Here is a 25,381-nt window from a genome sequence, read left to right as displayed (position 1 = left end):
CACGGGAAACGCTCAACCGCCCTATCCCATTGTTTTTACGGGTTTCAGGCAGGAAGCTGCTGCGAGCTTTCGGGGGGGGCCTGAGAGCGTTTCAGTTTTTCACGGAATCTCTGAGCCGCTCTATCTCTTTGGCTGTACGCAATCCCGGACGGAAGACCGCTGCGCACTTTTCCTAGAATTGCTTTAGAGATGCGGGTTGCGAGGCCGGTATTTCTTGACCAGCTGCTGGTTGGTTTCCTTGGCGCCCGGCATGTTGGCGCTGAGGTAGACGGGCGGATTGCCATCCTTGCAGAGTTCGGCAGCGACATCGGCGAAGATGGCGTTCAGGACCGTCGTACCGACTGCTGTCGAGGCCGGCCCGACCTTCAGCTCCGTGCCCGGCAGATCGATCATGGCATCGCCCGGCGGCAAGCCGTTGTCCAGCACGATATCGGCGATGTCGGCCAATCTCCGGCGTCCATTGGCGATGGCGGCCGAATAGGCGAGCGATGTGATGGCGATGACCGTCGCGCCGATTTCGCGGCCATAATCGGCCGCCTCGATCGGCGCGGCGTTGACGCCGGAATTGGAGGCGATAATCAGCACGTCGCCCGGCTGCATGCCATAGCGTTCGAAGACCGGGCGGATAAGCCCTTCGGTGCGCTCATAGACCGAGCTGATAACGGCGCCTTCATGCAGCATGGCAGAGCCCACCAGCACGGGGATGGTGAAGGCGAGGCCGCCGGCGCGATAATGCACCTCCTCGGCCAGCATGTGCGAGTGGCCGGTGCCGAAGACATAGACGCGGCGATCGGCGCGTGCGGCCGCGCAAATGGCGGCCGAAGCCCTCGACATCGGCTCGGCCAGCGTTTCACGCAAGGTTTCCAGCCGGCCGATGAGGGCGGTGAAATAGCTGTCCGTGACTGCGGTCATGCCGAGCCTCCTTTTCAAATTTTAGGCCGAAGGCTGGCCGGAGATCCATGTTTCGGTGACTTCGATGGCGTCGTTGATGTGGACGAGATCGGCGCGGGTTCCCGGCGTCAGATGGCCGCGGTCGGCGAGCCGCAGGAAGCGGGCGGGATAGGACGTCGCCATGCGCAGGGCCTCAGCCAGCGGCAGCTCGAGAATATTGACGCCGTAGCGGATGGTGGAGGCCATATCGACATCGGAGCCCGCCAGCGTGCCGTCATCGAGCGTCAGCTTGGAGCAATAGCCGCCCTTGGTGCGATAGACCGTGCGGCCGTTCAGCGTAAAGCTCGGAAGATCGGTGCCGACGAGCGACATGGCATCCGTGACGAAGAACAGCCGGCCTTCACCGCGCTTTGCACGCAGCGCGACGCGTAGTGCTATCGGATCGACATGATGGCCGTCGGCGATGATGCCGCACCAGGGGGCAGGGTGATCGATCGCCGCACCGACGAGACCGGGTGCGCGATGGCCCATCTGGCTCATGGCGTTGAAAAGATGGGTAACGCCGCGCGCACCGGCATCGAAACGCGCATCGGCGGCTTCCGCCGTGCAATCGCTATGGCCGATGCTGACGATGACGCCGCCTTCGGCGAGTGCCTGCACCTGCCGCTCGGTGACCTGCTCGGCGGCAATCGTCACCAGCAAGGTGCCGATCGCCTCACGGGCGCGGATGAAGGTCCGGACGTCGTTGTCTTCGACCGGGCGCATCAGCTCGGCAAGATGCGCGCCCTTGCGGGCCGGCGCCAGATGGGGGCCTTCCAGATGCAGTCCGGCGACGCCGCGATTGGCTTTCACCGCCTCGATCGCGCCCTCGATCGCCGCCGCGCTCGCGGCCGCGACATCGGTGATCAGCGTCGGCAGTAGCGATGTCGTACCGTAGGGGCGGTGTCCTGCGGCGATCATAAACATGGAGTCGGCCGAGGGCTCGTCATTCAACATGCGGCCGCCGCCACCATTGACCTGCGCGTCGATGAAGCCGGGAGCAAGCACACCGCCGTTCAACGCGATCGTTTCGGCATTGTCGGGCACATCATTGGCACCGGTAATGGCATGGATACGGCCATTACCGATCACCAATGCGCTATCCTCGTGAAACCGATCGCCATCGAAGATGCGGGCGCCGGTAAAGACCTTGTAGTCCATCACATGGTCTCCGTTACCTTGAGGAGATTAGCCGGCTTGTCCGGGTCGAAACCCTTGCGACGCGTCACCGACTCGATGAGACGATAGTAGCACAGCAGCGACACGAGCGGATCGAGCAGGCCGTTGCCCGTCGTCGGCATGCGCAGGTTTATGCCGGCAAGCGGTGCGGTCGAGAAGGAGACGGCTGTGGCGCCGAGCTTCTGCAGGCGTTCGAGCGCCTGAGCATTGTTGGCAAAGGCAGCATCGTCGGGCGAGAAGGCGACAATCGGGAAGCCCGGCTGCACGAGGCGCATCGGGCCGTGCATGAGTTCGGCCAGCGAGAAGGCTTCGGCATGAAGGCTGGCTGTTTCCTTGGCCTTTAGAGCTGCTTCCAGCGCGATAGCGAAGGCGGGGCCGCGGCCGCCGGTATAGAGCGAGGAGGCATTGAAAAGCACATCCTCGGCAGCCTTGCCGTCGATGCCCGAGGTGGCGGCAAGCGCTTCCGGCAGTTTCGCAAGGCCGTCGATCAGGGCCTTATCCTGCGAAATCGCTGCCGTCACGCCGGCAAGGGCGGCAACCGAGGCGATGAAGGATTTTGTCGCAGCGACGCTCTGTTCCTTGCCAGCATTGAGGCCGAGCACGATGTCGGCTTCCTTGGCGAGCGGGCTGTCGGTGACGTTGACTACGGCGATCGTGGTGGCGCCGCCCTTCTTGGCAGCGGCTTGCAGGGCGATAATGTCAGGGCTGCCGCCGGACTGGGAGACGGTGAAGTGGATGCCGCCCTTCAGATGCAGTGGTGCGCCATAGACGGAGGCGATCGACGGGCCGACAGAAGCGACGGGGACGCCGCAGGAGATTTCGAAGAGATACTTGAAGAAGGTGGCGGCATGGTCCGAAGAGCCGCGCGCGGCCGTCGTGATCAGCGATGGACGACCGGTCGAGAAGAGCTTCGCGATCTCGGCGAAAGCTGGCTTTTCCTTTTCAAGCAGCGTCGCAACCACCTCGGGCGATTGGCCGGCTTCCGTCAGCATCAGGGATTGGGTTTCGCTCATAGGTCATCTCCAATTCTCAATTCAGCAACAAAATCATAGGCATCGCCGCGATAATGCGAGCGGGTATATTCAACGACGCGCTGGTCGGCCAGGCGGGAGACGCGTTCGATCAGAAGCGCCGGCGCGCCGGCCTTCACAGTTAGGATCGAGGCGGAGGTCGGGTCGAGCGTCACTGCGGTCAGCCTTTGCTGGGCACGCACCGGTTTGAAACCCTTGGCAGCAAGGGCGTCATATAGCGATCCTTCGGATATGGCATCTTCGCCCAGAAACTTGATGGGAACGACGGCGCGCTCGATAGCGAGTGGCTGGCCATCCGCCAGGCGCAGTCGGTCGAGCCGCAATACGGGCTCATCAAGGCTGAGGCCAAGCAGGAACGATTCCTCCGGCGCCGGTGCGCTGACGGTGCGTGACAGGATGCGCGCCGCCGGTTCGCGGCCGCGCGAGCGCATGTCGGCGGAGAAGGAGGAGAGGCGCCAGAGCGGTTGCTCGATGCGCTCGACATGCTGCGAGACGAAGGTGCCGCTGCCGTGGCGGGATTCGATGACGCCCGAGGCGAGGAGATCGCGATAGGCGGTACGCACCGTGACGCGGCCGATTTCCAACGCTCCGGCTAGGTCTCGCTCGCCCGGCAACGCCGTGCCCGGCTTCAGCAAACCTTCCTGGATGAGGCCGGTCAGCGCCTGCGCCAGGCGCTTGTAAAGCGGTCCGCTCGCGGTCTCGTCGCTCAAACCGCGATTATTCAATTCGAGGATCAAACTGGTTCTATCCATGGTGTTTATGTAGAACCTATTTAGAACCAATCCACAAGGTGAATCTGGTCGCATCGCAAAAAAGAATCGGCCGGGCGCTTTGGACGCCCGGCCGACTTTCAAATGAGCAGGCCATGCCCAACTCAGTTCTTGGTGAAGATGTAATCCGTTTCCTGCCGCAATACCTCGCCCGGGCGGAGCACGGCATTGGGGAAGCCTTGGTGGTTGATGGCGTCGGGCCAGACCTGCGTTTCCAGGCAGAAACCGGCAAACGGGCCGATCTTGCGGCCGTCATGGCCGGGAACCGGCACGTCCAGCTTGAAACCGGTATAAAACTGCACGCCGGGCTCGGTGGTGCGCACCTCGAGCGAGACGCCGGAATTGACGCTGCGGGCAAGGACCACGGACCGCTTGGCGGTACGCTCGGTAGAGAGGCAGAAATTGTGGTCGTAAAGCGCCTGCTCGCTTCCTTCGAAGCGCTTCATCGGCGCCATCTCGCGGAAATCGAAGGCGGTGCCTTCGACGGAGCGGATCTCACCGGTCGGCACCTGTTTGTCGTCCGTTGGCGTATAGTGATCGGCGGCGATCATGATGTCGTGGCCGAGGGCATCGTCGCGGCCGTCGAGATTGAAATAGGCGTGCTGGCAGACATTGGCGAGCGTCGGCTGGTCGGTTGTGGATTCGTAGGTGACCGACAATTCGCCGTTGCCATGGACCCAATAGGTCGCCTGTATCGTGCAATTGCCGGGATAGCCGGCGCGGCCATCGGGATCGACGATCTTCAGGACGACGCGGTCGGTACTATGCTCGACGATGGTCCAGTTGCGCTTGGCGATATTGTCCTTGCCGCCGTGCAGGTGGGTGACGCCTTTTTCATTGAGCTCCAGCTGATACTGCTTACCATCAAGCGTGAAGCGACCGGCGCCGATGCGGTTGGCGCAGCGGCCGGGCGTGGCGCCGAAATAGGAGGAATGGAGGGGATAATCGGCAAAATTGTCGAAGCCGAGCAGGAGCGAGGGCTCGTGGCCATCAAGGCGAAGGTCCTGGATGACCGCGCCCCATGACATGATATGAGCCGTCAGGCCGCCACCGACGATCTTGGCGCGATAAACGGTATCCCCATCGGCCGTCGTCCCAAAATGTTCCCGCTGCAAAGTGCTTTCCGTCATATCAGCTCATCCATTGCTTTTGAGTATGCGAGGTCAGACCCTGCCTCCATTCGCGCCGTTCCGCAACCAGTTCGATGGCGAAATTTAGGGGTAAGCAGAGGGGGATCAAGGCTCCGTCCGGCTTTCTTTCGAGACGCTACGCTGCGCCCGAAGTATGCAATGCCTATGACAGAGCGGGCGGTTTCTGTAACGGCCCCTCACCCTAACCCTCTCCCCGCTTGCGGGGAGAGGGGACGACAGAGGCAGACAGTTGCCTCTGGTTCTAGAGGATCCTTGTAGAGCCCCTCTCCCCGTCAAAACGGGGAGAGGGCCGGGGTGAGGGCTAAGCGCGGAGGAAGCCTGATGTTAGCGCGACAATTCCCTTGTCGCCTTCTCCAACCCGCCGAGCGTCAGGGGATACATGCGGTCGCTCATCAGCCGGCGGATCATCGAGATCGAGGTCGTATGGCCCCAATAGCTTTCCGGCACGGGATTGATCCAGACGCATTTGCGGAAATGACCGGTCATTCGCGCGAGCCAGGTCTCGCCGGCCTCCTTGTTCCAGTGCTCCACCGAGCCGCCTGGCTGAGTGATCTCATAGGGGCTCATGGATGCGTCGCCGACGAAGACGACGCGGTAGTCTGGACCGAAGGTGCGGATGAGATCCGTCGTCGCGGTGATATCGACGCGCCGGCGGCGATTGTCCTTCCACACGCCTTCGTAGAGGCAATTGTGGAAATAGAAATACTCCATGTGGCGGAACTCGGATCGCGCGGCGGAGAAGAGTTCCTCGACGACGCGGATATGGTCATCCATCGAGCCGCCGACATCGAAGAACATCAGAAGCTTCACCGCGTTGCGGCGTTCCGGCCGTGTCCGGACATCGAGATAGCCATGCTCCGCGGTGGAGCGGATCGTGCCGGAAAGATCAAGTTCCTCGGCTGCCCCCTCGCGAACCCAGCGGCGCAGGCGCTTCAGCGCTACCTTGATGTTGCGAGTGCCGAGCTCGACGCCGTCGTCGAGATTCCTGAAGTCGCGCCGATCCCAGACTTTTACCGCCCGGCGATGGCGCGAGGTTTCCTGGCCGATGCGCACGCCTTCCGGATTGTAGCCGTAGGCGCCGAAGGGCGAGGTGCCTGCCGTGCCGATCCATTTCGAGCCGCCCTGATGCCGGCCCTTCTGCTCGGCCAGCCGTTCGCGCAGCGTCTCCATCAGCTTGTCGAAGCCGCCGAGCGCCCCGATCTGCCGTCTTTCGTCTTCGGTCAGATGCCGCTCGGCAAGTTTGCGCAGCCATTCCTCGGGAATGGCGGTCCGCTCCATTGCTTCTCCATCGGCATTGCCGCCGATCGCCTCGACGCCGCGAAAGTAATCGGCGAAGACCTGATCGAAGCGATCGATGAAGCGTTCGTCCTTAATCAGCGTCGCGCGGGCCAAATAGTAGAAGGCCTCCACGTCGTAATCGGCAATCCCTTCTTCCATTCCCTCAAGCAGCGACAGGAATTCCCGGAGCGTCACCGGAACTTTCGCTTGCCTCAGCTTCAGGAAGAAGGGAATGAACAAGCCTCACGTCCTTTCCTGGCCAATCTCCTCCAGATCATACGGCGTGGTCTGGTAGATCTCATTGATCCAGTTGCCGAAGAACAGATGCGCATGGCTGCGCCACCGGTTCTGCGGAGGAATTTCCGGGTCGTTATGCGGGAAGTAGTTGTGCGGCATCTTGATCGGCACGCCCGCATTCACATCGCGGAAATACTCATCCGCCAGCGACGTGGAATCATACTCCACGTGATTGAACATGTAGAGCCGGTTGCAGGCTTGTTCGTGCACGAGACAGACGCCCATCTCGCTCGAGTCCATCAGTATTTCCAGGCCGGGCACTTTTTCGATGTCTGCCCGGCGCACTTCGGTCCAGCGGGACACCGGAATGGCGAAATCGTCGGAGAAGCCGTTGAGATAGACCGAAGAGGGCTTCAGGTTCTGGTGGCGATAGACGCCAAAAGCCTTCTCCGTAAGCGTATATTTCGGCACCTTGTGGAAATGGTAGATCGCCGCCATCGCCCCCCAGCAGACGTTCATCGTCGAATGGACGTTGGTGGTCGTCCAGTCTAAGATCTCCCGCATCTCGTTCCAGTAGGTGACGTCCTCATATTCCAGCAGCTCGATCGGTGCGCCGGTTATGATGAAGCCGTCGAACTTGCGGTGCTTCACTTCTTCCCACGTCTCGTAGAAAGCAAGCAGATGCTCCTGCGAGGTGTTCTTGGCCTTGTGACCGCCAACGCGCACCAGCGAAAACTCCACCTGCAGCGGCGATGCGCCGACCAGGCGCGCCATCTGGATCTCGGTCTTGATCTTGTTCGGCATGAGGTTCAGAAGCCCGATTTGAAGGGGGCGGATATCCTGTCGGAACGCCACCGTTTCGGTCATCACCCGCACACCCTCGTTCTGGAGGGTTTCAAACGCGGGGAGCGTATCGGGAATCTTGATGGGCATCGTTTCACTCGCCAAATACAAAAAAACCGGCCGCGATAAGAATCGCTACCGGTCCGCACGCGGCCCTTTAGCGACTTATTTAACGTGGCTGCAAGCCGGCCGGCCAAATCACCACGAGGGAAATTTCATAAACCCGACATCTCCGCGGGTCAATGGGGCAAGCGTCGGGGAAAGTCTGGGGTTGAGCTTGGAGGCGCGATGTGGCCTACAGATATTCAAGGAGGGCTTCCATGCCGTAACCCAGGCGATGCCTGGCAGCTTCGATCGGTAGCCAGAAGAAGCGGAAGCCGATCGGGTCGCCACCGTCGAAAGGCGTCATTTCGTAGTGAAGCCAAGTGGCAGGCGCTCGTTCGGAGATATGGCAGCGGAAATAGTGCCGTTGGTGATGGTAATCGCGGCCGTTCTTTTCGAAATGGTAGTCGTGAACGCCCAGCGAATAGAGTTCGTGTGGCGCAAAACCGGTCTCCTCCTCGAATTCGCGCGCCGCGGCCGCTACGATGTCCTCACCGGATTCGACCGTGCCGCCAGGAACCTGGATCTGGACGGCGGGAAAATCTGGCTCACCGAAAACAAGCAGATGCCCATCCCGAACGGCATAGATTAAGACCTTGACGGCATCGGGTTGCATTATCTTCCCTGCCCTCGCGCCATGAAGGCCAGCCGTTCGAAGAGATGGACATCCTGCTCGTTCTTCAGCAGTGCGCCATGCAGCTTCGGCAACGCGTTCTTCGCATCGGCGCGTAGCGTTTCGGGATCGATATCGTCTGTAACAAGCAGGCGAATCCAGTCGAGCGCTTCGGAGGTCGAAGGCTTCTTCTTCAGGCCAGGCACGTCGCGGATTTCGAAGAATTGCGTCAGTGCCGCATGAACGAGCGCCTGCTTGATGCCGGGATAATGCACCTCGACGATGCGCTTCAGCGTCTCCATGTCGGGAAAGCGGATATAGTGAAAGAAACAGCGGCGCAGGAAGGCGTCCGGCAGTTCCTTCTCGTTGTTCGAGGTGATGATGACGATCGGGCGGATCGCGGCCCGAATGGTCTCCCCGGTCTCGTAGACATGGAATTCCATGCGGTCGAGTTCCTGCAGGAGATCGTTCGGAAATTCGATATCCGCCTTGTCGATCTCGTCGATCAGCAGCACGCACTTCTTCGGCGAGGTGAAGGCCTGCCAGAGCTTGCCTTGGCGGATATAATTCCTGACATCATGAACTCTGACGTCGCCGAGTTGGCTGTCGCGCAGGCGTGAAACCGCGTCATATTCGTAGAGACCCTGCTGGGCCTTCGTCGTCGATTTGACATTCCACTCGATCAGGTCGAGACCGAGCGCGGCCGCCACCTGGCGTGCAAGTTCGGTCTTGCCCGTACCGGGTTCGCCCTTTACGAGAAGCGGACGCTCCAACCTTATGGCGGCATTGACTGCGACCATCAGATCCTTGTCGGCGATATAGTCGGCGGTTCCCTGGAATTGCATCGGAAGGCTTTCTCAATCTTTCGAGCGCAAGCTAATTGCTGACCTTATTCGGTTCAAGACGCGAAACCGTGTATATAGGAATGTGATCCCACCGATCTATTGCAAGGGTGGACATGAGGGCGGGTCATGATTAACTGACGGGACGCGTCGCAGGGAAGTGCTGATGGCAGTTGAAAAGCAAGCCAAGCCGAATATCCAGGGAAATGAACAGGTCGGATACGATTTGAGCCTTTTCTTTCGGCTGAGGATGATGTTCTCCGCTTTCTGGAATTCGGCTGTTCGCATCAAGATCATTTCCCTGACCATCGCGCTTTTCGTGATCATTCTGGTCACGGCTTATGTCCAGGTGCTGCTCAACAGCTGGAATGCGCCCTTCTACGATTCGCTGGCAAGGCGCGATATTTCCGCTTTCTTCCATCAACTCGGCGTCTTCGGCATCATCGCCGGCTCGCTGCTGGTCCTCAATGTCGTTCAGGCCTGGCTCAACCAGATGACCGCGCTCTACATGCGTGAGGGGCTGGCGCGCGATCTGGTCGATCAATGGCTGCAGGCCAAGCGTGCGCTTCGTCTTGCCTCCTCCGGCCTGATCGGCGTCAATCCCGACCAGCGGTTGCATGAGGACGCCCGCAATCTTGCCGAAAGCTCGACGGGGCTTGCCATTGGACTGGTACAGGCGACGATCCTGCTTTTGAGCTTCATCGGCGTGCTCTGGGAGCTCTCCAGCGGCATGGTCTTTCACCTCCGGGGCATGAGCTTCTCCATTCCCGGCTACATGGTCTGGGCGGCAATCCTCTATGCCGGATCCGCCTCTTTCCTCAGCCAATTTGTTGGCCGGCGTCTGGTGAGATTGAATGCAGACCGCTATTCGAAGGAAGCCGAGCTGCGCTTCGCGCTCATGCATGCCAATGAGCATATGCCGGCAATCACCATCGCCGGAGGCGAGGAGAACGAGCGCCGGCGGATCAATCTCGACATATCGGCCGTGCTTGCTGTCATCCGTCAGCTTGCCATCGCCAATACCAATCTCACCTGGGTTTCGGCCGGCTATGGCTGGCTGGTGCTGATCATTCCCATCCTCGTTGCCGCGCCCGCCTATTTCTCCGGCGGCCTGACCTTCGGTCAGCTGATGGTGGCCGTCGGCGCCTTCAATCAGGTCAATTCCGCGCTGCGCTGGTATGTCGCCAATTTCGGCCCGATTGCCGAATGGCGTGCGACGCTGATGCGCGTGACCGATTTCCGCAAGGCACTGACGGAAATGGACGATAAAATGCCGATGCCGCACACCCTCGTCTTCGAAAAGGCGGCGCCGGGCACGATGGTCTGGACCGATCTGGAGATTTCGACGAAGACCAGCGACGAGGCGACGGAAAACGGCTTCCGGATCGCGGAGGGTACGGTCACGATCAATGCCGGCGAGCATGTGATGATCAACGGCGATCACGGCGTGAATCGCAGGCTGCTGTTCGAGGTGCTGGCGCATCAATGGTATAGCGGTTCCGGCACGGTCAGCCTGCCGCCGATGGACGACATGCTGTTCGTGCCGCACACGCCCTATGTGCCGACCGGCACCCTCAGGGAGGCAATCTGTTTTCCGGACGATCGGGACGCCTATGACGATGCCGCCGTCGATGCCGTCATCGACAAGGTAGGGCTTGGCCGTCTGAAGAGCCGTCTCGATACGCAGGCTCGCTGGGATCGATTGCTCGATACCGAAGAGCAGAAAGCCGTCGGTTTTGCGCATCTGCTGCTTGCAAAGCCGAAATGGGTCGTCTTCGATGATGCCCTGGAAGGGCTGGAGGCCGAGGTTCAGGCGAAGGCCTTTGCTCTGCTGGCCGAGCTGGAAGATGCAACCTTGATCTATATCGGCCGCTCCGACGCCTTCATGCACGCCATGTCGCCGCGCGTCCTGCATCTGCAGTCTCTGGCTCCGCATGAGCACAGCACCGATATGCAAACGCCTTCCGAAACTACCGGTACGGCGCAGGTGGATGAGAAAAAGGCCAGTGCGCCGTAACCAGGTGCGCCGCAACTAGGGCGGCACGGTAAGTCTTCGCGCAGTCACTGCCCCTCCGGCTTCAATTTTCCCAAAACGCAAAACGCCCCGTCACCAGGACGAGGCGTTCTTCATGCAAGCAGGTGGCCGAGGCTCAGTCCTTGGCGCGCTCGACGTAGGAATTGTCTTCCGTTGCGATGACGACGCGGGTGCCGGCGTTGATGTGCGGCGGAACCATAGTGCGCACGCCGTTCGAGAGCATGGCGGGCTTGTAGGACGAGGACGCCGTCTGGCCCTTGACGACCGGCTCGGTCTCGGTGATCTCGAGCGTAACGTGGCGCGGCAGTTCGAGCGCCAGCGGAACGCCTTCATGGATCGACAGGATGCAGGTCATGCCTTCCTGAAGGTAGGCCTTCTGGTCGCCCATGGTTTCGGCATCGACGACGACCTGGTCGTAGGTGGCCGGGTTCATGAAGTGGAAGCCTTCGCCGTCTTCATAGAGGTACTGGAAGTTCACGTCTTCGACGAAGGCGCGCTCGACCTGCTCGGTGGTGCGCCAACGCTCGGACACCTTCACGCCGTCGACGATGCGGCGCATGTCGACCTGCGTGACCGGCGTACCCTTGCCCGGATGAAAGTTCTGTGCGGTGAGAACGACGTAGAGCTTGCCGTCGACGTCGAGAACGTTGCCCTTGCGGACCGAAGAGGCGATGACCTTGACCATAAGACTTCCTTGTAACGCTGCCTTTTGCGTCGTAGAGGGACTGTCGAAATGCTCTCCGAGACGCAGCTTTTGTTTGCTTGGGGGCGCAACTACCCTAAATCAACGGAAATAGCCACCCCCAAGGCGGCCGGTGCCCTGAAGAAAGCTAGGAATGAAGCCAAAGACGAGCAAAGCGTCCCCCTGGTGGACCCGCAATGTCCATGCGGACCGGCGGCCGTTCCTGATCGGCCGCAATGCCATCCAGGCGGCGCTGCGGACTTTCTTCACGCGCAACGACTTCATCGAGGTGGATACGGCGACGCTGCAGGTGTCGCCCGGCAACGAGGCTCATCTGCATGCTTTCGAGACCGAGGCGCTGACGACCGACGGCAAGGCATCGCCTCTTTATCTGCATACATCACCCGAATTTGCCTGCAAGAAGCTGCTTGCGGCGGGTGAAGAACGCATTGCCTGCTTTGCCCATGTCTATCGCAATCGCGAGCGTGGGCCGCTGCACCATCCGGAATTCACCATGCTGGAATGGTATCGGGCAGGAGAGAGCTACGAAATCCTGATGGTGGATTGTGCCGCGCTGCTGGCGCTGGCGGCCGAGACGGTCGGGGCGAAGAAACTCAGCTACCGCGGCGCGGAGATCGATCCATTTCTCCCGCCCGAGCGAATCAGCGTCGCGGCCGCCTTCGAACGATATGCCGGTATCGATCTCTTCGCCTCCATCGGTCTCGACGGATCGACGGATCGCGAGCGCCTGGCGGCGGATATGCGCAAGGCGGGCATTCGCGTTGCCGACGACGATCTGTGGCAGGATCTTTTCAGCCGCGTATTGGTGGAGAAGATCGAGCCGAATCTGGGCTTCGGACGCGCCACCATTCTCGACGAATATCCCGTTTCTGAGGCGGCGCTTGCGCGGCCATCGGCCAGGGATCATCGCGTTGCCGAGCGTTTCGAGCTCTATGCCTGCGGCGTCGAGCTGGCCAATGCTTTCGGCGAACTCACCAATGCCGAAGAGCAGCGTCGTCGCTTCGAGATCGAGATGGCGGAAAAGCAGCGTGTCTATGGCGAGACCTATCCGCTGGACGAGGAGTTTCTGGAGGCGCTTGCCGTCATGCCCGAGGCGAGCGGCATCGCGCTGGGCTTCGACCGGCTCGTGATGTTGGCAACCGGCGCCTCACGGATCGAGCAGGTGCTGTGGGCACCGGTCGCGGAGTATGACGCATGAATGTGGTGCGCCCGATCCGGACCATCGGAGAGCTTGAGCGCGCCAGGTTGATCAATGGCGATCAGGCGATCGCGCTCGAGGCGGTGGCGGAGCGGTATGCCGTTGCCCTGACGCCGACCGTGACGCGCCTGATCGACCCCGCAAACCCTGCCGACCCCATTGCCCGGCAGTTCGTGCCGGATGCCGCCGAACTTACCGTCACTTCGGAGGAACGCGCCGATCCGATCGGCGATCACGCGCATAGCCCGGTCGAAGGCATCGTACACCGCTATCCGGATCGCGTCTTGCTGAAAGCCGTGCATGTCTGCCCGGTCTATTGCCGCTTCTGTTTCCGCCGCGAGATGGTCGGGCCGCAGGGACTTGGGACGCTGGATGGGGATGCGTTGGACGGCGCCTTTGCCTATATCCGCGAGCACAAGGAGATCTGGGAGGTCATCCTGACCGGTGGCGATCCGCTCATTCTCTCGCCGCGCCGGCTGGAAGAGATTCTCGGGCAGCTTGCCGAGATCGACCATGTGAAGATCGTCCGCTTCCATACCCGCATCCCCGTCGTTGACCCGTCAAGGATCGATGCGGCGCTGATTGCGGCTTTGAAGGCGAGCGGCAAGACCATCTATGTGGCGCTGCATGCCAACCATCCACGCGAGCTGACGGAGGAGGCGCGCGCCGCCTGCGCCCGGCTGGTCGATGCCGGAATCGTGCTTATCAGCCAGTCGGTCCTTCTGAAGGGCGTCAACGACGATCCGGAGGTGCTGGCGGCGCTGATGAAGGCTTTCGTGGAGACGCGGGTGAAGCCCTATTACCTGCATCATCCGGACCTTGCGCCCGGAACCAGCCACTTCCGCCTTGGCATCGCCGAAGGACAGGCAATCGTTGCGGCGCTACGTGGCCGCATTTCCGGCCTTTGCCAGCCCACTTACATTCTCGATATCCCCGGTGGCTACGGCAAGGCCGATATCGGCCAGAGCTCCGTCCGTGAGCTGGGTGAAGGTTGCTACTCGATTTCAGACTACCGCGGCGGCGAGCATATCTATCCGTCGCAAAGCTAAAGTGCGTACTTATGGTCTTATATTGAACTGACGCTCTGATTGTGATTGTTATTTTCGAATAAAACGTAGTGGCGAATTTTGGTGCGTTAACCTTTTTTGATACCTCGCTCTTCCAAAAATCGACATGGCATAATATTAGAAAAATATAATATTTTTGCGGAAGTCATCCTTTATATGGCTTACGGAAGGTAAATTTTAATCAGACAAGTGTTGAATATAGCAATTTTCCACGAAGTATAAGTTGTTTGTATTTACCACGTCGCTTAGCGGAATGTTCTATTTTGCCTGTTACTTCTTGGTGAAGGATAAGACGGCGTAACTGCGGTTATGCTTACCATTGCCAGAAGGGACTAGATTATGAACAAGACGATTCGCGATTTGCTGGCCAAGTTCGGCGCGCTTCCCGTTGCTATCGATCAAATCGAAGACGATGCCGATCTTTATGCGACCGGCCTGTCTTCTTTCGCTTCCGTCCAGTTGATGCTCGGCATCGAGGAAGCCTTCGACATCGAGTTTCCCGACAACCTGCTGAACCGCAAGTCCTTCGCCAGCATTGCCGCGATCGAAAGAACCGTCGGCATGATCCTCGATAGTAGAAAGGTCGCATAATGACTGCGGCGGTCGCTTTACTCGAGGTTGGGTCGGGCGAAGGAGCGGCGGTGCGCGCCGCCCGCGTCGCAGCGATCGCCAGCCAGCACGCCGATGCCGTCGATGCCGAAGGTCGGTTCCCACGCGAAGCCGTCGACGCGATGCGCGCCGAGAAGCTGCTCTCCATTCAGATCCCCGCCGATCTCGGCGGTGAAGGCGCGTCGGTGACCGAAATCGCCGAGCTCTGCTCGATCCTTGGTCAGGCTTGCGCTGCAAGCGCCATGGTCTTCGCCATGCACCAGATCAAGCTGTCGAGCCTGGTCGAGCACGGCGTCGATAGCGATTGGCACCGTGACTTCATGCGCCGCATCGCCAGGGAACAGCTGCTGCTCGCTTCGGCGACGACCGAGGGCGGGATCGGCGGCAATCTGCGCAACAGCATCTGCGCCATCAAAGTCGAAGGCGATACCTGCACCCTCGAAAAGGATGCGACCGTCATCTCCTATGGCGCCCATGCCGACGCCATTCTGATCACCTCGCGCAGCCATGCCGAGGCGGCGTCTTCCGATCAGGTGCTGACCTGCTTTCTTAGGGATCAATACGAGATTAAGCGCACGGTCGAGTGGAACACGCTCGGCATGCGCGGCACTTGCTCCGACGGCTTCCTGTTCAAGGGCGTGGCGCCGGCCAAGCAGATCCTGCCGAAGCCGTTTGCCGAGATCGCCGCGCAATCGATGCTGGCAAGCTCGCACCTGCTCTGGAGCGGTGTGTGGTATGGCATTGCCGCCGATGCGGTTTCGCGCGCACAAGCTTTCGTTCGTGCCGCTGCCCGCAAGTCTCCCGGCGCACCGCCGCCCGGTGCGCTGCGTCTCGCCGAAGCCTCCAGCATGCTGCAGATGGTGAAATCCAATGTGGTTGCCGGGCTGAAGGCCTATGAGGAGGCGAAGCTCGATGCGGACCGCCTGTCGTCGATGGCTTTCGCCGTGGCGATGAACAACGTCAAGATCGCATCCTCGGAGATGATCCTGCCGATCATCAATCATGCGATGCTGATCTGCGGCATCATGGGCTACAAGAACGGTACGCCCTACAGCCTCGGCCGCCACCTGCGCGACGCGCACTCGGCGCAATTGATGATTTCGAATGACCGCATTCTCGGCAATACGTCGACCATGCTGCTCGTCCACAAACAAGATACCAGCCTGTTGGGGTAACCGTCATGGATATGCAAACATCGTTTCTCGACCGTCTTTTCGAATCCGGCCTGCTGATCGACACCGGCGTTGATGGCCTCTACGGGCGCAGCGGCCAGTTCGAAGATGTGATTTCCGCCTTCGAGCGGCTGATCGACAGATTCGGCGGCGCCGATGGCGCCGAAGCCATCCGCTTTCCGCCGGGCATGAACCGCGCCTTCTTTGAGACGAGCGGCTATATGAAGAGCTTCCCGCAGCTGGCCGGCACCGTGCATAGCTTCTGCGGTAACGAGCTCGACCATATGAGCTTGCTGAAGTGCATGGAAGTCGGCGACGACTGGACGAAAGACCAGCAGGCGACCGATATCGTGCTGACACCTGCCGCGTGCTATCCGCTCTATCCGACGGTTGCCAAGCGCGGCGCCATTCCGGAAGACGGCGCGCTTTACGATCTGCAATCCTATTGCTTCCGCCACGAGCCTTCCAAGGACCCGGCCCGCCAGCAGCTCTTCCGCATGCGCGAATATGTCTGCATGGGCAGCGAAAAGCATGTGACGGATTTCCGCCAGAGCTGGATGGATCGCGGTGTCGAGATGATGAAGGCCGTCGGCCTCGACGTCACCATCGATGTCGCCAACGACCCGTTCTTCGGCCGGGCCGGCAAGATGCTCGCCAACAACCAGCGCGACCAGAACCTGAAGTTCGAGCTGCTGATCCCAATCACCTCGACCGCCAAGCCGACCGCCTGCATGAGCTTCAACTACCATCAGGATGCCTTCGGCACGAAATGGGGCCTGAACTTTGCCGATGGCCGCGTCGTGCACACGGCCTGCGTGGGCTTCGGCCTGGAGCGCATCGCGCTGGCGCTGTTCCACACCCATGGTCTCGACACCAAGGAATGGCCCGAGAGCGTGCGCAAGGCACTGTGGGGCTGATCGCACCCATGGCTTCCGTGTTTCAGGGACTGGACCCCGCCGCCTACAAGCCACATGCGCTGCACGACAGTGAGCGCATGTGGCCTGAGACCAACTGCTACATCGATCTCTGGATCGAGGTGCTTTCGAGCCTGAAGCTGCCGCCCGAAGCCATGCTCGGCTTCACGGTGACACAGGATTTCGAGGGCGATCAGTTCACCTTCTTCAAGGTGCCGCTCGAGGATCTGGAAGCGCTCTATGGCGTGCGCTGCACCGAGCTTGCGATTTACGACAAGGTTGAGAACCATGTCGCCGAGCAGATCGGCCGCGGCCGGCTCTGCCTGGTGGAGATGGATTCCTTCTTCATGCCGGACACGCAAGGCGTCGGCTATCGCCGCGAACACGGCAAGACGACGGTCGCGATCAACCGGCTCGATATGGAAGGCCGCACGCTCGATTATTTCCACAATGGCGGCTTCTTCCAGCTGTCGGGCGAGGATTTCGACGGACTGTTCCAGCTGCATCTGACGGACGAGGACCTGCCCTTCCTGCCCTATACGGAATTTGCGAAATTTCCGGAGAAGGTACCCGCTGACGCTGGAATCCGCGAGACGGCGCGGCAGCTTCTGTCCTTCCATTTCCGCCGTCGCCCCAAGGCCAATCCGATCCGCGCCTTCGCCGAGGTCTTCCCGGCGCAGGTGGAGGCGATCGCCGAACGGCCTTTCGGCTTCTTCCATAAATATGCCTTCAACACGCTGCGTCAGCTCGGCGCCAATTTCGAACTGGCCGGCAGCCATTTCGATTGGCTCGCGGCTGATTTGGGTAACGCGGCTGGCGAAGCGCGGAAAATTTCCGAGACGGCAAAATCGGTGCAGTTCCAGCTTGCCCGCGCCATCACGCGCAAGAAATTCGAGCCGCTGCGCACGGCGCTTGATCCCGCCGCCGATGCGTGGGATTCCATGATGAGCGAACTTGAACGGAAGCTTTGACGGGCTTCCGTTTGATCCGCGATACGGCTGGGTTATTTCTGAACATATTGGGGCGGGGGTAATCCCCCGAAGATGTCATGGGCGGGCGCTTGGCGGATCTCGGCGGCGGAATGCGGCTGAGCGAAGGTTGGAATCTGGTACTGACGGAGGCAGGCACCTGCCTCTTACCGTCCGATGTGCCGCTGACCTCAGGTTTCATTCCCGCGCCCGTGCCGGGCACCGTGGCGGAGGCGCTGGAAAAGGCCGGGCGTTTCGACCGGACAAGGCCGCAGCCGCTTCATGATCGCGATGCCTGGTACATCTGCCGTCTGGTGGATGTGGAGGCGGGCGAGGCGGTCCTGCGACTGGAGGGGCTGGCGACGCTTTGCGAAGTCTTCCTCAACGGCCAGCAAATCCTTGTGTCCGAAAGCATGTTCGAGGCCCATGACCTTGACGTCACCCTGCTTGGCGGTGACGAGCTGGCGCTCTGCTTCCGTGCGCTGGAGCCGAAGCTTTCCGAGCCCGGGCCACGCGCCCGCTGGCGGCCGCAGATGATCACGCCCCAGGGCCTGCGCATGGTGCGCACGACATTGCTCGGCCATATGCCAGGCTGGTGTCCGGATGTTCAGGCCGTCGGTCCGTGGCGGCCGATCTCGCTGCTGCGGCCGAGCGCGCCTGTCATTCGTGATCTCTCCTTGCGGCCGGACCTGCTTGAGAATGGCGAGGGTAGGCTCTATGCCTCGCTCTCGATCGAGGGCACGGTTGAGGAGCTGCTTTTGCGCTGCGGAGAGACGGAGCAGGCCTTCGAAAAGGATAGCGCCGGCCGTTATACCGCAATCCTCAAAATTCCCGATGTGGTGCCCTGGTGGCCGCATACGCATGGCGTGCCGCAGCTCCATGATATCTCGCTCGTCGTCGATGGCGTGGAGCATGCGCTCGGAAAGACCGGTTTCCGTCGGCTGTCGGTCGATCGCGGCGCCGATGGCCAGGATTTCGCTCTTGTCGTGAATGGCGAGCGGATTTTCTGCCGCGGCGCGGTCTGGACCACTGCCGATATCGTACGCCTGCCTGATGGCCGCGACGATTATGAACCCTGGCTACGGCTGGCGGCTGAAGCCGGCATGAACATGATCCGTATCGGCGGCACCATGGCATATGAAACGCCGGAATTCTTCCGCCTGTGCGACGGACTTGGCCTGCTGGTCTGGCAGGATTTCATGTTCGCCAATTTCGACTATCCGAAGAATGACAAGGCGTTCAACGCCCATGTCGAGGCGGAGGCTTCGCAGTTCCTGAGCGGCACTCGGCTGTCGCCTTCGCTGGCCATCCTTTGCGGCGGCAGCGAGATCCATCAGCAGGCAGCCATGATGGGCCTGCCCGAACAGTTCTGGAAAAGCCCTGTTGTCGAGGAGATCATCCCGCCACTGGTGCAATCGTTGCGGCCGGATGTGCCCTATGTCGTCAACTCGCCCTCGGGCGGGCCGATGCCGTTTTCGCCAAATGCCGGCGTCACGCATTATTATGGCGTCGGGGCGTATATGCGGCCGCTTGCCGATGCGCGCCGCGCCGACGTCCGCTTCGCCGCAGAGAGCCTGGCTTTCGCGCATGTGCCGCAAGCCCGTACTCTGGGGCAGCATCTGCCGGTTCCGGCAGTCCATAGTCCGCTATGGAAAGAGCGGGTACCGCGCGATCGCGGCGCATCCTGGGATTTCGAGGATGTGCGTGATCATTATCTTCAGGAGCTTTACGGTTTCGAGCCCAACCGATTGCGGCGGGAAGACCCGGATCTCTATCTCAACCTCTCGCGGGCGGTGACCGGTGAAGTGGCCGAGGAGACCTATGCGGAGTGGCGCCGCCGAGGTTCCGGCTGCAATGGCGCGCTTGTCTGGACGCTGCAGGATCTGCTTCCCGGCGCCGGCTGGGGCGTGATCGATTCGACCGGAGAGCCGAAGCCGGTCTGGTATGGGCTGCGCCGTGCCTTCCGGCCAGTACAGGTGCTTCTGATGGATGAAGGTACGAACGGTCTCGACGTACACGTCATGAATGAGAGCGATGCAGCGCTTGACCTCACCGTCGAAGTCTCCTGCCTGCGTGACGGGCGTCAGATCGTCGTCGGTGGCGGCCGCGATCTGGTGCTCGAAGCCCGCGCCAAGCAAAAGATAGCCTGCACTGATCTGTTTGGCGCCTTCTTTGACACGACCTATGCTTTCCGTTTCGGTCCGCCATCACATGATGTCGTAGTGGCTCGGCTGACGAACTCGGTAACCGGCGCGGTGATCGCTGAGGCCTTCTACTTCCCGCTTGGCAGAACGAAAGCTTTTCACGATGCCGAGATCACTGCATCGGTTCTTCAGGAAGGTGAGGATTGGTATTTGGAGCTGATCAGCGACCGGCTGGCACAATCGGTGCAGATCGATCTAGAAGCCTATCGGGCCGAGGACGACTGGTTCCATCTTGCGCCGGGCAGCCGGCGGATTCGCCTGTACCGGCGGGAGGGCGTTCCGGCTGATGTCATTCCATCCGGTCAGATCCGCGCCATCGGCAGCCGGCGGATCGTCGAGGTGTAGTTGATGGCGGCACGAGGAGTTATCTCGCCCGCCAGGGGCGAGATAACTCTTCACACCAGCTCTCCTACAACGTCATCCCATCTGGCCCGAACAGGTGGCAGCGCTCGGGATCGATATGAATGCTAACCGTCTCGCCGGCGCGGATGGCTTGCTGATCTTCCAGCGCGACCGTCAGCGCCTGGCCGCCATGTAGCGTGACGTAGAGGATCGTCTGGCCGCCGAGATGTTCGACGAGATCGACGCGGGCATTGCCGAGCGCCAGGCCGCGATCGCCGACATTCAGGTGCTCCGGGCGGGCGCCGAGGGTTACCGGCTGTCCCGGCTGGAGGCTGCCTAGCCGGCGCGGCAGGCGCACCGTCTGGCCGGCGAGATCGATGACGGCGGAGCCGTCGTCGGAGGCGACGATTTTCGCATCGAGAAAATTCATCTTTGGCGAGCCGATAAAGCCGGCGACGAACTTGTTCTTTGGCTTGTTGTAGAGGTCGAGCGGCGCGCCGACCTGCTCGATCTTGCCGCCGTTCAGCACCACGATCTTGTCGGCCATGGTCATGGCTTCGGTCTGGTCGTGGGTGACGTAAATCATAGTGTTGCCGAGGCGCTGGTGCAGGCGGGCGATCTCGACGCGCATCTGCACGCGCAGTTCCGCGTCGAGGTTCGAAAGCGGCTCGTCGAAGAGGAAGATGTTGGGCTCGCGCACGATGGCGCGGCCAATCGCGACGCGCTGGCGCTGGCCGCCGGAAAGCTGCTTCGGCTTGCGCTGCAGCAGCTGCTTGATCTGCAGGATCTCGGCCGCCTTTTCGACGCGCGGCTGGATGTCCTGCTTCTTCATGCCGGCCGTTTCCAGGCCGAAGGCGAGATTCTTGTAAACGGTCATATGCGGATAGAGCGCATAGGACTGGAAGACCATGGCGATGCCGCGCTTGGAGGCGGGGACATCGTTCATGCGGCTGCCGTCGAGATAGAGGCCACCGCCGGAAATCGGCTCGAGGCCGGCGATCATGCGCAGGAGCGTGGACTTGCCGCAGCCGGAGGGCCCGACGAAAACGGTGAACTCCCCCGGCTCGATCTCCAGGTCGATCCCGTGAACCACCTGAAGCTCGCCGTAGCGCTTGATAACCTTCTGCAGCGATACGCTTGTCGCCATAGGCGCTCCCTCCTTGTTAGTCCTGATGGCTCGCGGGGCAACGTTCATGACGGCCTCCAACTCTTGTATTTCTTGGCTTCCGGCCCGACGGGGAAGCGGACTTCGGTGCGCGTTTCCGACGATTCATAGAATGCCGTGACCAGTTCCAGTGCCTGGCGGGCATCGGCCGTCGTCACCGGCAGCGGTCCGCCGGACACTAGCGCGTCGTGGAACAGCCTCATCTGCGTGTTGAAACGGTTGGGAATAGGCGACCAGTCGGCGAGCAGCGCATCGATCTTCGCGCCGATCTCGTCATTGGCGGGGACGATCTTCCAGGGGTCCTGGCCGGGGCTGTAGGGCTCGTGATTGCTTTCGATCAGGACGTTTTCGAAGGCGAGGCGCAGGCGGCTGATCTGCTCCTGCGAGCCGAGCGTTGCGCTGATGGTGGCGAGCGCGCCGTTTTCCATCAACAGGCTGGCGCTGGCGCAGTCCTCCACCTCAATATCGTTGACGCGGGTGGCGACGCGGCCGAAGAGGCCCGCGATCGGCCCCATCAGATAGGTCAGCATGTCGTGCAGATGGATAGAGTGCGTCATCAGCACGCCGCCGAGTTCGGTATCCCACTTGCCGCGCCAGGGAACCGCATAATAATCGGCGCCGCGCACCCAATGCGTCTCCGACGTGGCGACATAGGGCTTGCCGGCAATACCCGAAGCGATGATGCGCTTGGCCTTCTGGATGCCGTCGCCATAGCGATACTGGAATATCGGCATCAGCCGGCCCTTGGCGGTCTTTTCGGCCGCGATGACCGCATCGACATCGGCGAGCGATCCCACAAGCGGCTTTTCGCAGACCACGTGTTTGCCGGCGGCAAGCGCCTGCATGATGAGCTGGAAATGCGAACCGGGCGGGGTGCAGATGTCGATGATGTCGATAGCGGGCATGTTGAGGACTTCCGAGAAGTCCTTGAGGCGTCTCGCGATGCCGAATTCGTCGCCGACGGCGTTCAGGCGTTCCTCGTTGAGATCGCAGAGGACGGCGACTTCGAAGCGATCCGGATGCGGCAGATAACCTTCGACGATGTGGGAGCGGCCGATGCCGAGGCCGATGATCGCGACTTTCTTGATGTCGGACATGACGCAGTTACCTCTGAGCGTTCTTGAGCGATGTAGCCTCGGCAAGCGCCTGCGCCTTCAGCGCCAGCTCCATGGCCTTGAAGCAATGTTCCTGGCCCATAGCCGTCTCGGTACGGTCTCTGATGTCGGCTACAAGCTGGCGGCCATAGGGCAGCTCCACTCCGCTGCAGTCGATATGCTGCATGCCCTTGCGATCGGTGAGGAAGAGGTGATCGGTGCCGGGCCGGCCGGCGACGTCGATATATTTGCGCAGCTCGATTGTCCCTTCCGTGCCGACGATGAAGAGGCGGCCGTCGCCCCATGTCGACAGACCATCCGGCGTGAACCAGTCGACGCGGACATAGCCCGTGACGTCAGGCGTCCTCACATGGAAATCGCCATAATCCTGCAGGCCCGGCGTTTCCGGATTGGCGCGGTTGGACACCGTCGCCGACAGCACCTCGGCTTCCAGCGAGTCCGCGAAGAACAGAAACTGCTCGCACTGATGCGAGGCGATGTCGGCGATGATGCCGCCATAGCGCTTACGGTCGAAGAACCAGTCCGGCCGGGTGGGTTTGCGGAGCCGATGGGGGCCGAGGCCGGTCGTGTGGATGACCTTGCCGATGGCGCCCGCCTTGACCAATTCGCCGGCCTTGACCGTCGATGCCGTCTCGAAATGTTCGGAATAGAGGATGGAGACGATGCGCTTGGTCTCGGCCTGCACTTTTCGCACTTCAGCGAGCTGATCCAGCGTCACCATGCCGGGCTTGTCGAGCATCACGTCCTTGCCGTGGCGCATGGCCTCGATAGCGAGATCGGCGCGCTCACTGGAAATCGCGGCGCTAACGATCAGCGCGATGGAGTGGTCCTCCAGGATTTCGCGCTTGTCAGCGATGCGTTTCGCTTGCGGGAAGCGTTCGGCAAAGGTGGCGGCGAGATCGTTCTCCACCGCATGGAAGGCGACGAGTTCGGCGCCGGCCCGCAGCATGACGTTGACCTGGCCGTAGATATGATCGTGATTAAGGCCGATGGCGGCGAAGCGCAGCGCGCTCATGCGACATTTCCTTTCGTGGTTTTGTTGGTTCGCAGTCCCAAACCTTGGGTATTCGGGACTGCGGGGTTCATAATCAGCGTTTGAGGCCGGCGGTCGCGATGCCGTCGATCAGCAGCCTCTGAAAGAAGAGGAAGATCAGGAAGACCGGGATCAGCGACAGGCTCGACATGGCAAACAGGCTGCTCCAGTCGGAACTTCCGGTGGAGTCGACGAAGGAGCGCAGGCCGAGCTGTACCGTGTAGGTGTTGATGTCCGAGAGGTAGATCAGCGGCCCGAAGAAATCATCCCAGGTCCAGATGAAGGAGAAGATGGCGGCCGTCGCCAGAACGGGAAGCGACAGCGGCAGCATGATCCGCCAGTAGATGCGCCATGGGCTGCAGCCGTCCATCATGGCGGCCTCGTCCAGCTCGCGTGGAATGCCGCGGAAGAACTGCACCATCAGGAAGATGAAGAAGGCATCGACGGCCAGGAATTTCGGTACGACGAGCGGCAGCATGGTCTTCACCCAGCCGAGCTTGAGGAAGAGGATATATTGCGGGATCAGCGTGACGTGATAGGGCAGCATCAGCGTGCCCAGCATCAGCGCGAACCAGAAATTCTTGCCCCAGAAGTTCAGCCGCGCGAAGGCGTAAGCCGCCAGCGAGCAGGAAATGACGTTGCCGATGACCGAAAGCACGGCGATGACGGCCGAATTCCAGACGAATTTGCCGAAGGTGACCTGGCCGCCGAACCAGCCGCGGGCATAGGAGCTGAAATCGAATTGCGAGGGGATCAGCGAGGCCGTGCCGAAGATCTCGTTCTGGTCCTTGATCGAGCCGGACAGCATCCACAGCAGCGGATAGAGCATCACGATCGACGCGGCGATGAGAGCGACATGGATGAGGACGGAGAGGAACCACGGGCGCTCGCGCGGCGGCTTCATGTCCTCGGCAAAATGGGTGAGCTTCGCGTCAGTCATCGTAGTGGACCCAATAACGAGCGGAGAGGAAGGAGAAGGCGGTGAAGATCGCGATGATGATCACCAGGATCCAGGCGAGTGCGGCGGCATAGCCCATGCGGAAATAGCCGAAGGCTTCCTGGTAGAGATAGAGCGTGTAGAACAGCGTCGAATCGATCGGCCCGCCGGTGCCGGAGGAAATGACGTAGGCCGGCGTGAAGGCTTTGAAGGCATCAATCGTCTGGACGACGGCGTTGAAGAAGATCACGGGCGTCAGAAGCGGCAGGGTGATCTTGAAGAAAATCCGTGCCTTGGAGGCGCCGTCGAGGCTGGCGGCTTCATAAAGATCGGTCGGGATCTGGCGCAGGCCTGCGAGGAAGATGATCATCGGCGAACCGAACTGCCAGATGGCGAGAATGACGAGCGTATAGAGCGAGTAATCGGGATTGGAGATCCAGCTCGGCCCGTTGATGCCGAAGGCGTACCAGAGCAGGGTATTGACGATACCGTCAGCATCGAAGATCTGCCGCCACAGCACGGCGATGGCGACGCTGGAGCCGAGCAGTGACGGCAGATAGAAGATGGCGCGATAGACCGGCAGGCCCTTGATGCCGCGGTTGAGCAGCAGCGCCACCAGCAGCGCGAAGGCGAGCTTCAGCGGCACGGAGCAGACGACATAAAACAGCGTCACCTTCATCGACGACAGGAATTTGTCGTCCGCCGTCGCGATCCGCACATAGTTGTCTATGCCGACGAGATTGGGAGACTGCAGCAGATTGTAGTCGGTAAAGGATAGATAGAGCGAGGCGATCGCCGGTCCGAGGGTTAGTCCGAAGAAGCCGATGAACCACGGCAGAAGAAAGAGATAGCCGGGTGCGTTGCGCGCGAATGCGCTCGGCGCCTTGTAGGAGGTCTCCACGCGCAACGGCGCGCGCGCGCCGACGGCCAAGCCGCCGGCAAC

General features: G+C 61.0%; 23 protein-coding genes and 1 riboswitch. Of the genes, 8 read left to right on the top strand and 15 right to left on the bottom strand.

Annotated elements, in window-relative coordinates; translation table 11 throughout:
- Positions 1 to 183 precede the first annotated feature (183 nt).
- The 9 genes from GDN47_RS24430 to GDN47_RS24390 form a co-directional block, all read right to left on the bottom strand.
- Positions 184 to 912: an SIS domain-containing protein gene (locus tag GDN47_RS24430; protein ID WP_113352713.1), complete on the bottom strand. Its 729-nt coding sequence runs from the start codon at positions 910 to 912 to the stop codon at positions 184 to 186.
- 21 nt (positions 913 to 933) lie between these two features.
- Complete coding sequence (gene nagA, locus GDN47_RS24425) at positions 934 to 2,091, bottom strand: N-acetylglucosamine-6-phosphate deacetylase (protein WP_113421224.1); 1,158 nt, start codon at positions 2,089 to 2,091, stop codon at positions 934 to 936.
- On the bottom strand, positions 2,091 to 3,122 hold the full coding sequence (locus GDN47_RS24420) for an SIS domain-containing protein (RefSeq protein ID WP_113421223.1): 1,032 nt from the start codon (positions 3,120 to 3,122) through the stop codon (positions 2,091 to 2,093). The genes nagA and GDN47_RS24420 overlap by 1 nt, the downstream gene beginning before the upstream one ends.
- Complete coding sequence (locus tag GDN47_RS24415; protein WP_112724171.1) at positions 3,119 to 3,892, bottom strand: GntR family transcriptional regulator; 774 nt, start codon at positions 3,890 to 3,892, stop codon at positions 3,119 to 3,121. The genes GDN47_RS24420 and GDN47_RS24415 overlap by 4 nt, the downstream gene beginning before the upstream one ends.
- 122 nt (positions 3,893 to 4,014) lie before the next feature.
- Positions 4,015 to 5,040 (bottom strand): aldose epimerase family protein, encoded by a 1,026-nt coding sequence (locus tag GDN47_RS24410; RefSeq protein WP_113389790.1) that lies wholly within the window; start codon positions 5,038 to 5,040, stop codon positions 4,015 to 4,017.
- 345 nt (positions 5,041 to 5,385) lie between these two features.
- Complete coding sequence (locus GDN47_RS24405) at positions 5,386 to 6,579, bottom strand: vWA domain-containing protein (protein WP_113389791.1); 1,194 nt, start codon at positions 6,577 to 6,579, stop codon at positions 5,386 to 5,388.
- Positions 6,580 to 6,582: 3 nt separating this feature from the next.
- Complete coding sequence (gene metA, locus GDN47_RS24400; RefSeq protein WP_152094437.1) at positions 6,583 to 7,509, bottom strand: homoserine O-acetyltransferase MetA; 927 nt, start codon at positions 7,507 to 7,509, stop codon at positions 6,583 to 6,585.
- A gap of 47 nt (positions 7,510 to 7,556) precedes the next feature.
- Positions 7,557 to 7,634: riboswitch (SAM riboswitch) on the bottom strand.
- 80 nt (positions 7,635 to 7,714) lie between these two features.
- Entirely contained in the window at positions 7,715 to 8,137 is a 423-nt protein-coding gene (locus tag GDN47_RS24395; RefSeq protein WP_113389792.1) for an NUDIX domain-containing protein, read from the bottom strand.
- On the bottom strand, positions 8,137 to 8,979 hold the full coding sequence (locus GDN47_RS24390; RefSeq protein ID WP_113389793.1) for an AAA family ATPase: 843 nt from the start codon (positions 8,977 to 8,979) through the stop codon (positions 8,137 to 8,139). The genes GDN47_RS24395 and GDN47_RS24390 overlap by 1 nt, the downstream gene beginning before the upstream one ends.
- Positions 8,980 to 9,142: 163 nt before the next feature.
- Between GDN47_RS24390 and GDN47_RS24385 the strand changes: the two genes are divergently transcribed.
- Positions 9,143 to 10,993, top strand: a complete 1,851-nt coding sequence (locus tag GDN47_RS24385) for an ABC transporter ATP-binding protein/permease (RefSeq protein WP_152094436.1) — start codon at positions 9,143 to 9,145, stop codon at positions 10,991 to 10,993.
- Between the two features lie 133 nt (positions 10,994 to 11,126).
- On the opposite strand, the gene efp is transcribed toward GDN47_RS24385, so the two are convergent.
- Positions 11,127 to 11,696 carry an elongation factor P gene (efp, locus tag GDN47_RS24380; RefSeq protein ID WP_069611558.1) on the bottom strand — a complete coding sequence of 190 codons (570 nt, stop codon included), beginning with the start codon at positions 11,694 to 11,696 and terminating at the stop codon, positions 11,127 to 11,129.
- Positions 11,697 to 11,847: 151 nt separating this feature from the next.
- On the opposite strand from efp, the gene epmA reads away from it, so the two are divergent.
- The 7 genes from epmA to GDN47_RS24345 all read left to right on the top strand — a co-directional run bounded on the left by epmA (position 11,848) and on the right by GDN47_RS24345 (position 20,191).
- The gene (gene epmA / locus GDN47_RS24375) at positions 11,848 to 12,912 is read left to right on the top strand and encodes an EF-P lysine aminoacylase EpmA (RefSeq protein WP_152094435.1); all 1,065 of its coding nucleotides are present in this window, start codon (positions 11,848 to 11,850) and stop codon (positions 12,910 to 12,912) included.
- A complete protein-coding gene (locus tag GDN47_RS24370) occupies positions 12,909 to 13,961 on the top strand; it encodes a lysine-2,3-aminomutase-like protein (RefSeq protein ID WP_152094434.1) in 1,053 nt (350 codons plus the stop codon). The genes epmA and GDN47_RS24370 overlap by 4 nt, the downstream gene beginning before the upstream one ends.
- Positions 13,962 to 14,318: 357 nt before the next feature.
- Positions 14,319 to 14,570, top strand: a complete 252-nt coding sequence (locus GDN47_RS24365) for an acyl carrier protein (protein ID WP_075853503.1) — start codon at positions 14,319 to 14,321, stop codon at positions 14,568 to 14,570.
- The gene (locus GDN47_RS24360; RefSeq protein WP_113389797.1) at positions 14,570 to 15,763 is read left to right on the top strand and encodes an acyl-CoA dehydrogenase family protein; all 1,194 of its coding nucleotides are present in this window, start codon (positions 14,570 to 14,572) and stop codon (positions 15,761 to 15,763) included. The genes GDN47_RS24365 and GDN47_RS24360 overlap by 1 nt, the downstream gene beginning before the upstream one ends.
- A gap of 5 nt (positions 15,764 to 15,768) precedes the next feature.
- On the top strand, positions 15,769 to 16,677 hold the full coding sequence (locus tag GDN47_RS24355; protein ID WP_152094433.1) for an amino acid--[acyl-carrier-protein] ligase: 909 nt from the start codon (positions 15,769 to 15,771) through the stop codon (positions 16,675 to 16,677).
- 8 nt (positions 16,678 to 16,685) lie between these two features.
- The gene (locus tag GDN47_RS24350; RefSeq protein ID WP_145635486.1) at positions 16,686 to 17,645 is read left to right on the top strand and encodes a DUF1839 family protein; all 960 of its coding nucleotides are present in this window, start codon (positions 16,686 to 16,688) and stop codon (positions 17,643 to 17,645) included.
- A gap of 77 nt (positions 17,646 to 17,722) precedes the next feature.
- Positions 17,723 to 20,191 carry a glycoside hydrolase family 2 protein gene (locus tag GDN47_RS24345; protein ID WP_152094432.1) on the top strand — a complete coding sequence of 823 codons (2,469 nt, stop codon included), beginning with the start codon at positions 17,723 to 17,725 and terminating at the stop codon, positions 20,189 to 20,191.
- A 64-nt stretch (positions 20,192 to 20,255) separates the two neighbouring features.
- Here the strand turns inward: GDN47_RS24345 and GDN47_RS24340 are convergent, their stop codons facing one another.
- The 5 genes from GDN47_RS24340 to GDN47_RS24320 all read right to left on the bottom strand — a co-directional run bounded on the left by GDN47_RS24340 (position 20,256) and on the right by GDN47_RS24320 (position 25,369).
- The gene (locus GDN47_RS24340) at positions 20,256 to 21,335 is read right to left on the bottom strand and encodes an ABC transporter ATP-binding protein (protein WP_113421266.1); all 1,080 of its coding nucleotides are present in this window, start codon (positions 21,333 to 21,335) and stop codon (positions 20,256 to 20,258) included.
- A gap of 44 nt (positions 21,336 to 21,379) precedes the next feature.
- Positions 21,380 to 22,450, bottom strand: coding sequence for a Gfo/Idh/MocA family protein (locus GDN47_RS24335; RefSeq protein WP_152094431.1), 1,071 nt, complete (start codon positions 22,448 to 22,450; stop codon positions 21,380 to 21,382).
- 7 nt (positions 22,451 to 22,457) lie between these two features.
- Entirely contained in the window at positions 22,458 to 23,483 is a 1,026-nt protein-coding gene (locus GDN47_RS24330) for a Gfo/Idh/MocA family protein (RefSeq protein WP_152094430.1), read from the bottom strand.
- Between the two features lie 73 nt (positions 23,484 to 23,556).
- Entirely contained in the window at positions 23,557 to 24,405 is an 849-nt protein-coding gene (locus GDN47_RS24325; RefSeq protein WP_173002562.1) for a carbohydrate ABC transporter permease, read from the bottom strand.
- Positions 24,406 to 24,433: 28 nt separating this feature from the next.
- Complete coding sequence (locus GDN47_RS24320; protein WP_371864875.1) at positions 24,434 to 25,369, bottom strand: carbohydrate ABC transporter permease; 936 nt, start codon at positions 25,367 to 25,369, stop codon at positions 24,434 to 24,436.
- Positions 25,370 to 25,381: the final 12 nt, after the last annotated feature.

Origin of the sequence: Martinezella dioscoreae (genome assembly GCF_009176305.1) — a bacterium.
GTDB lineage: Bacteria > Pseudomonadota > Alphaproteobacteria > Rhizobiales > Rhizobiaceae > Rhizobium > Rhizobium dioscoreae.
The sequence above is the reverse complement of the archived record's forward strand: the minus strand, read 5'-3'. Positions and strand labels throughout refer to the sequence as shown.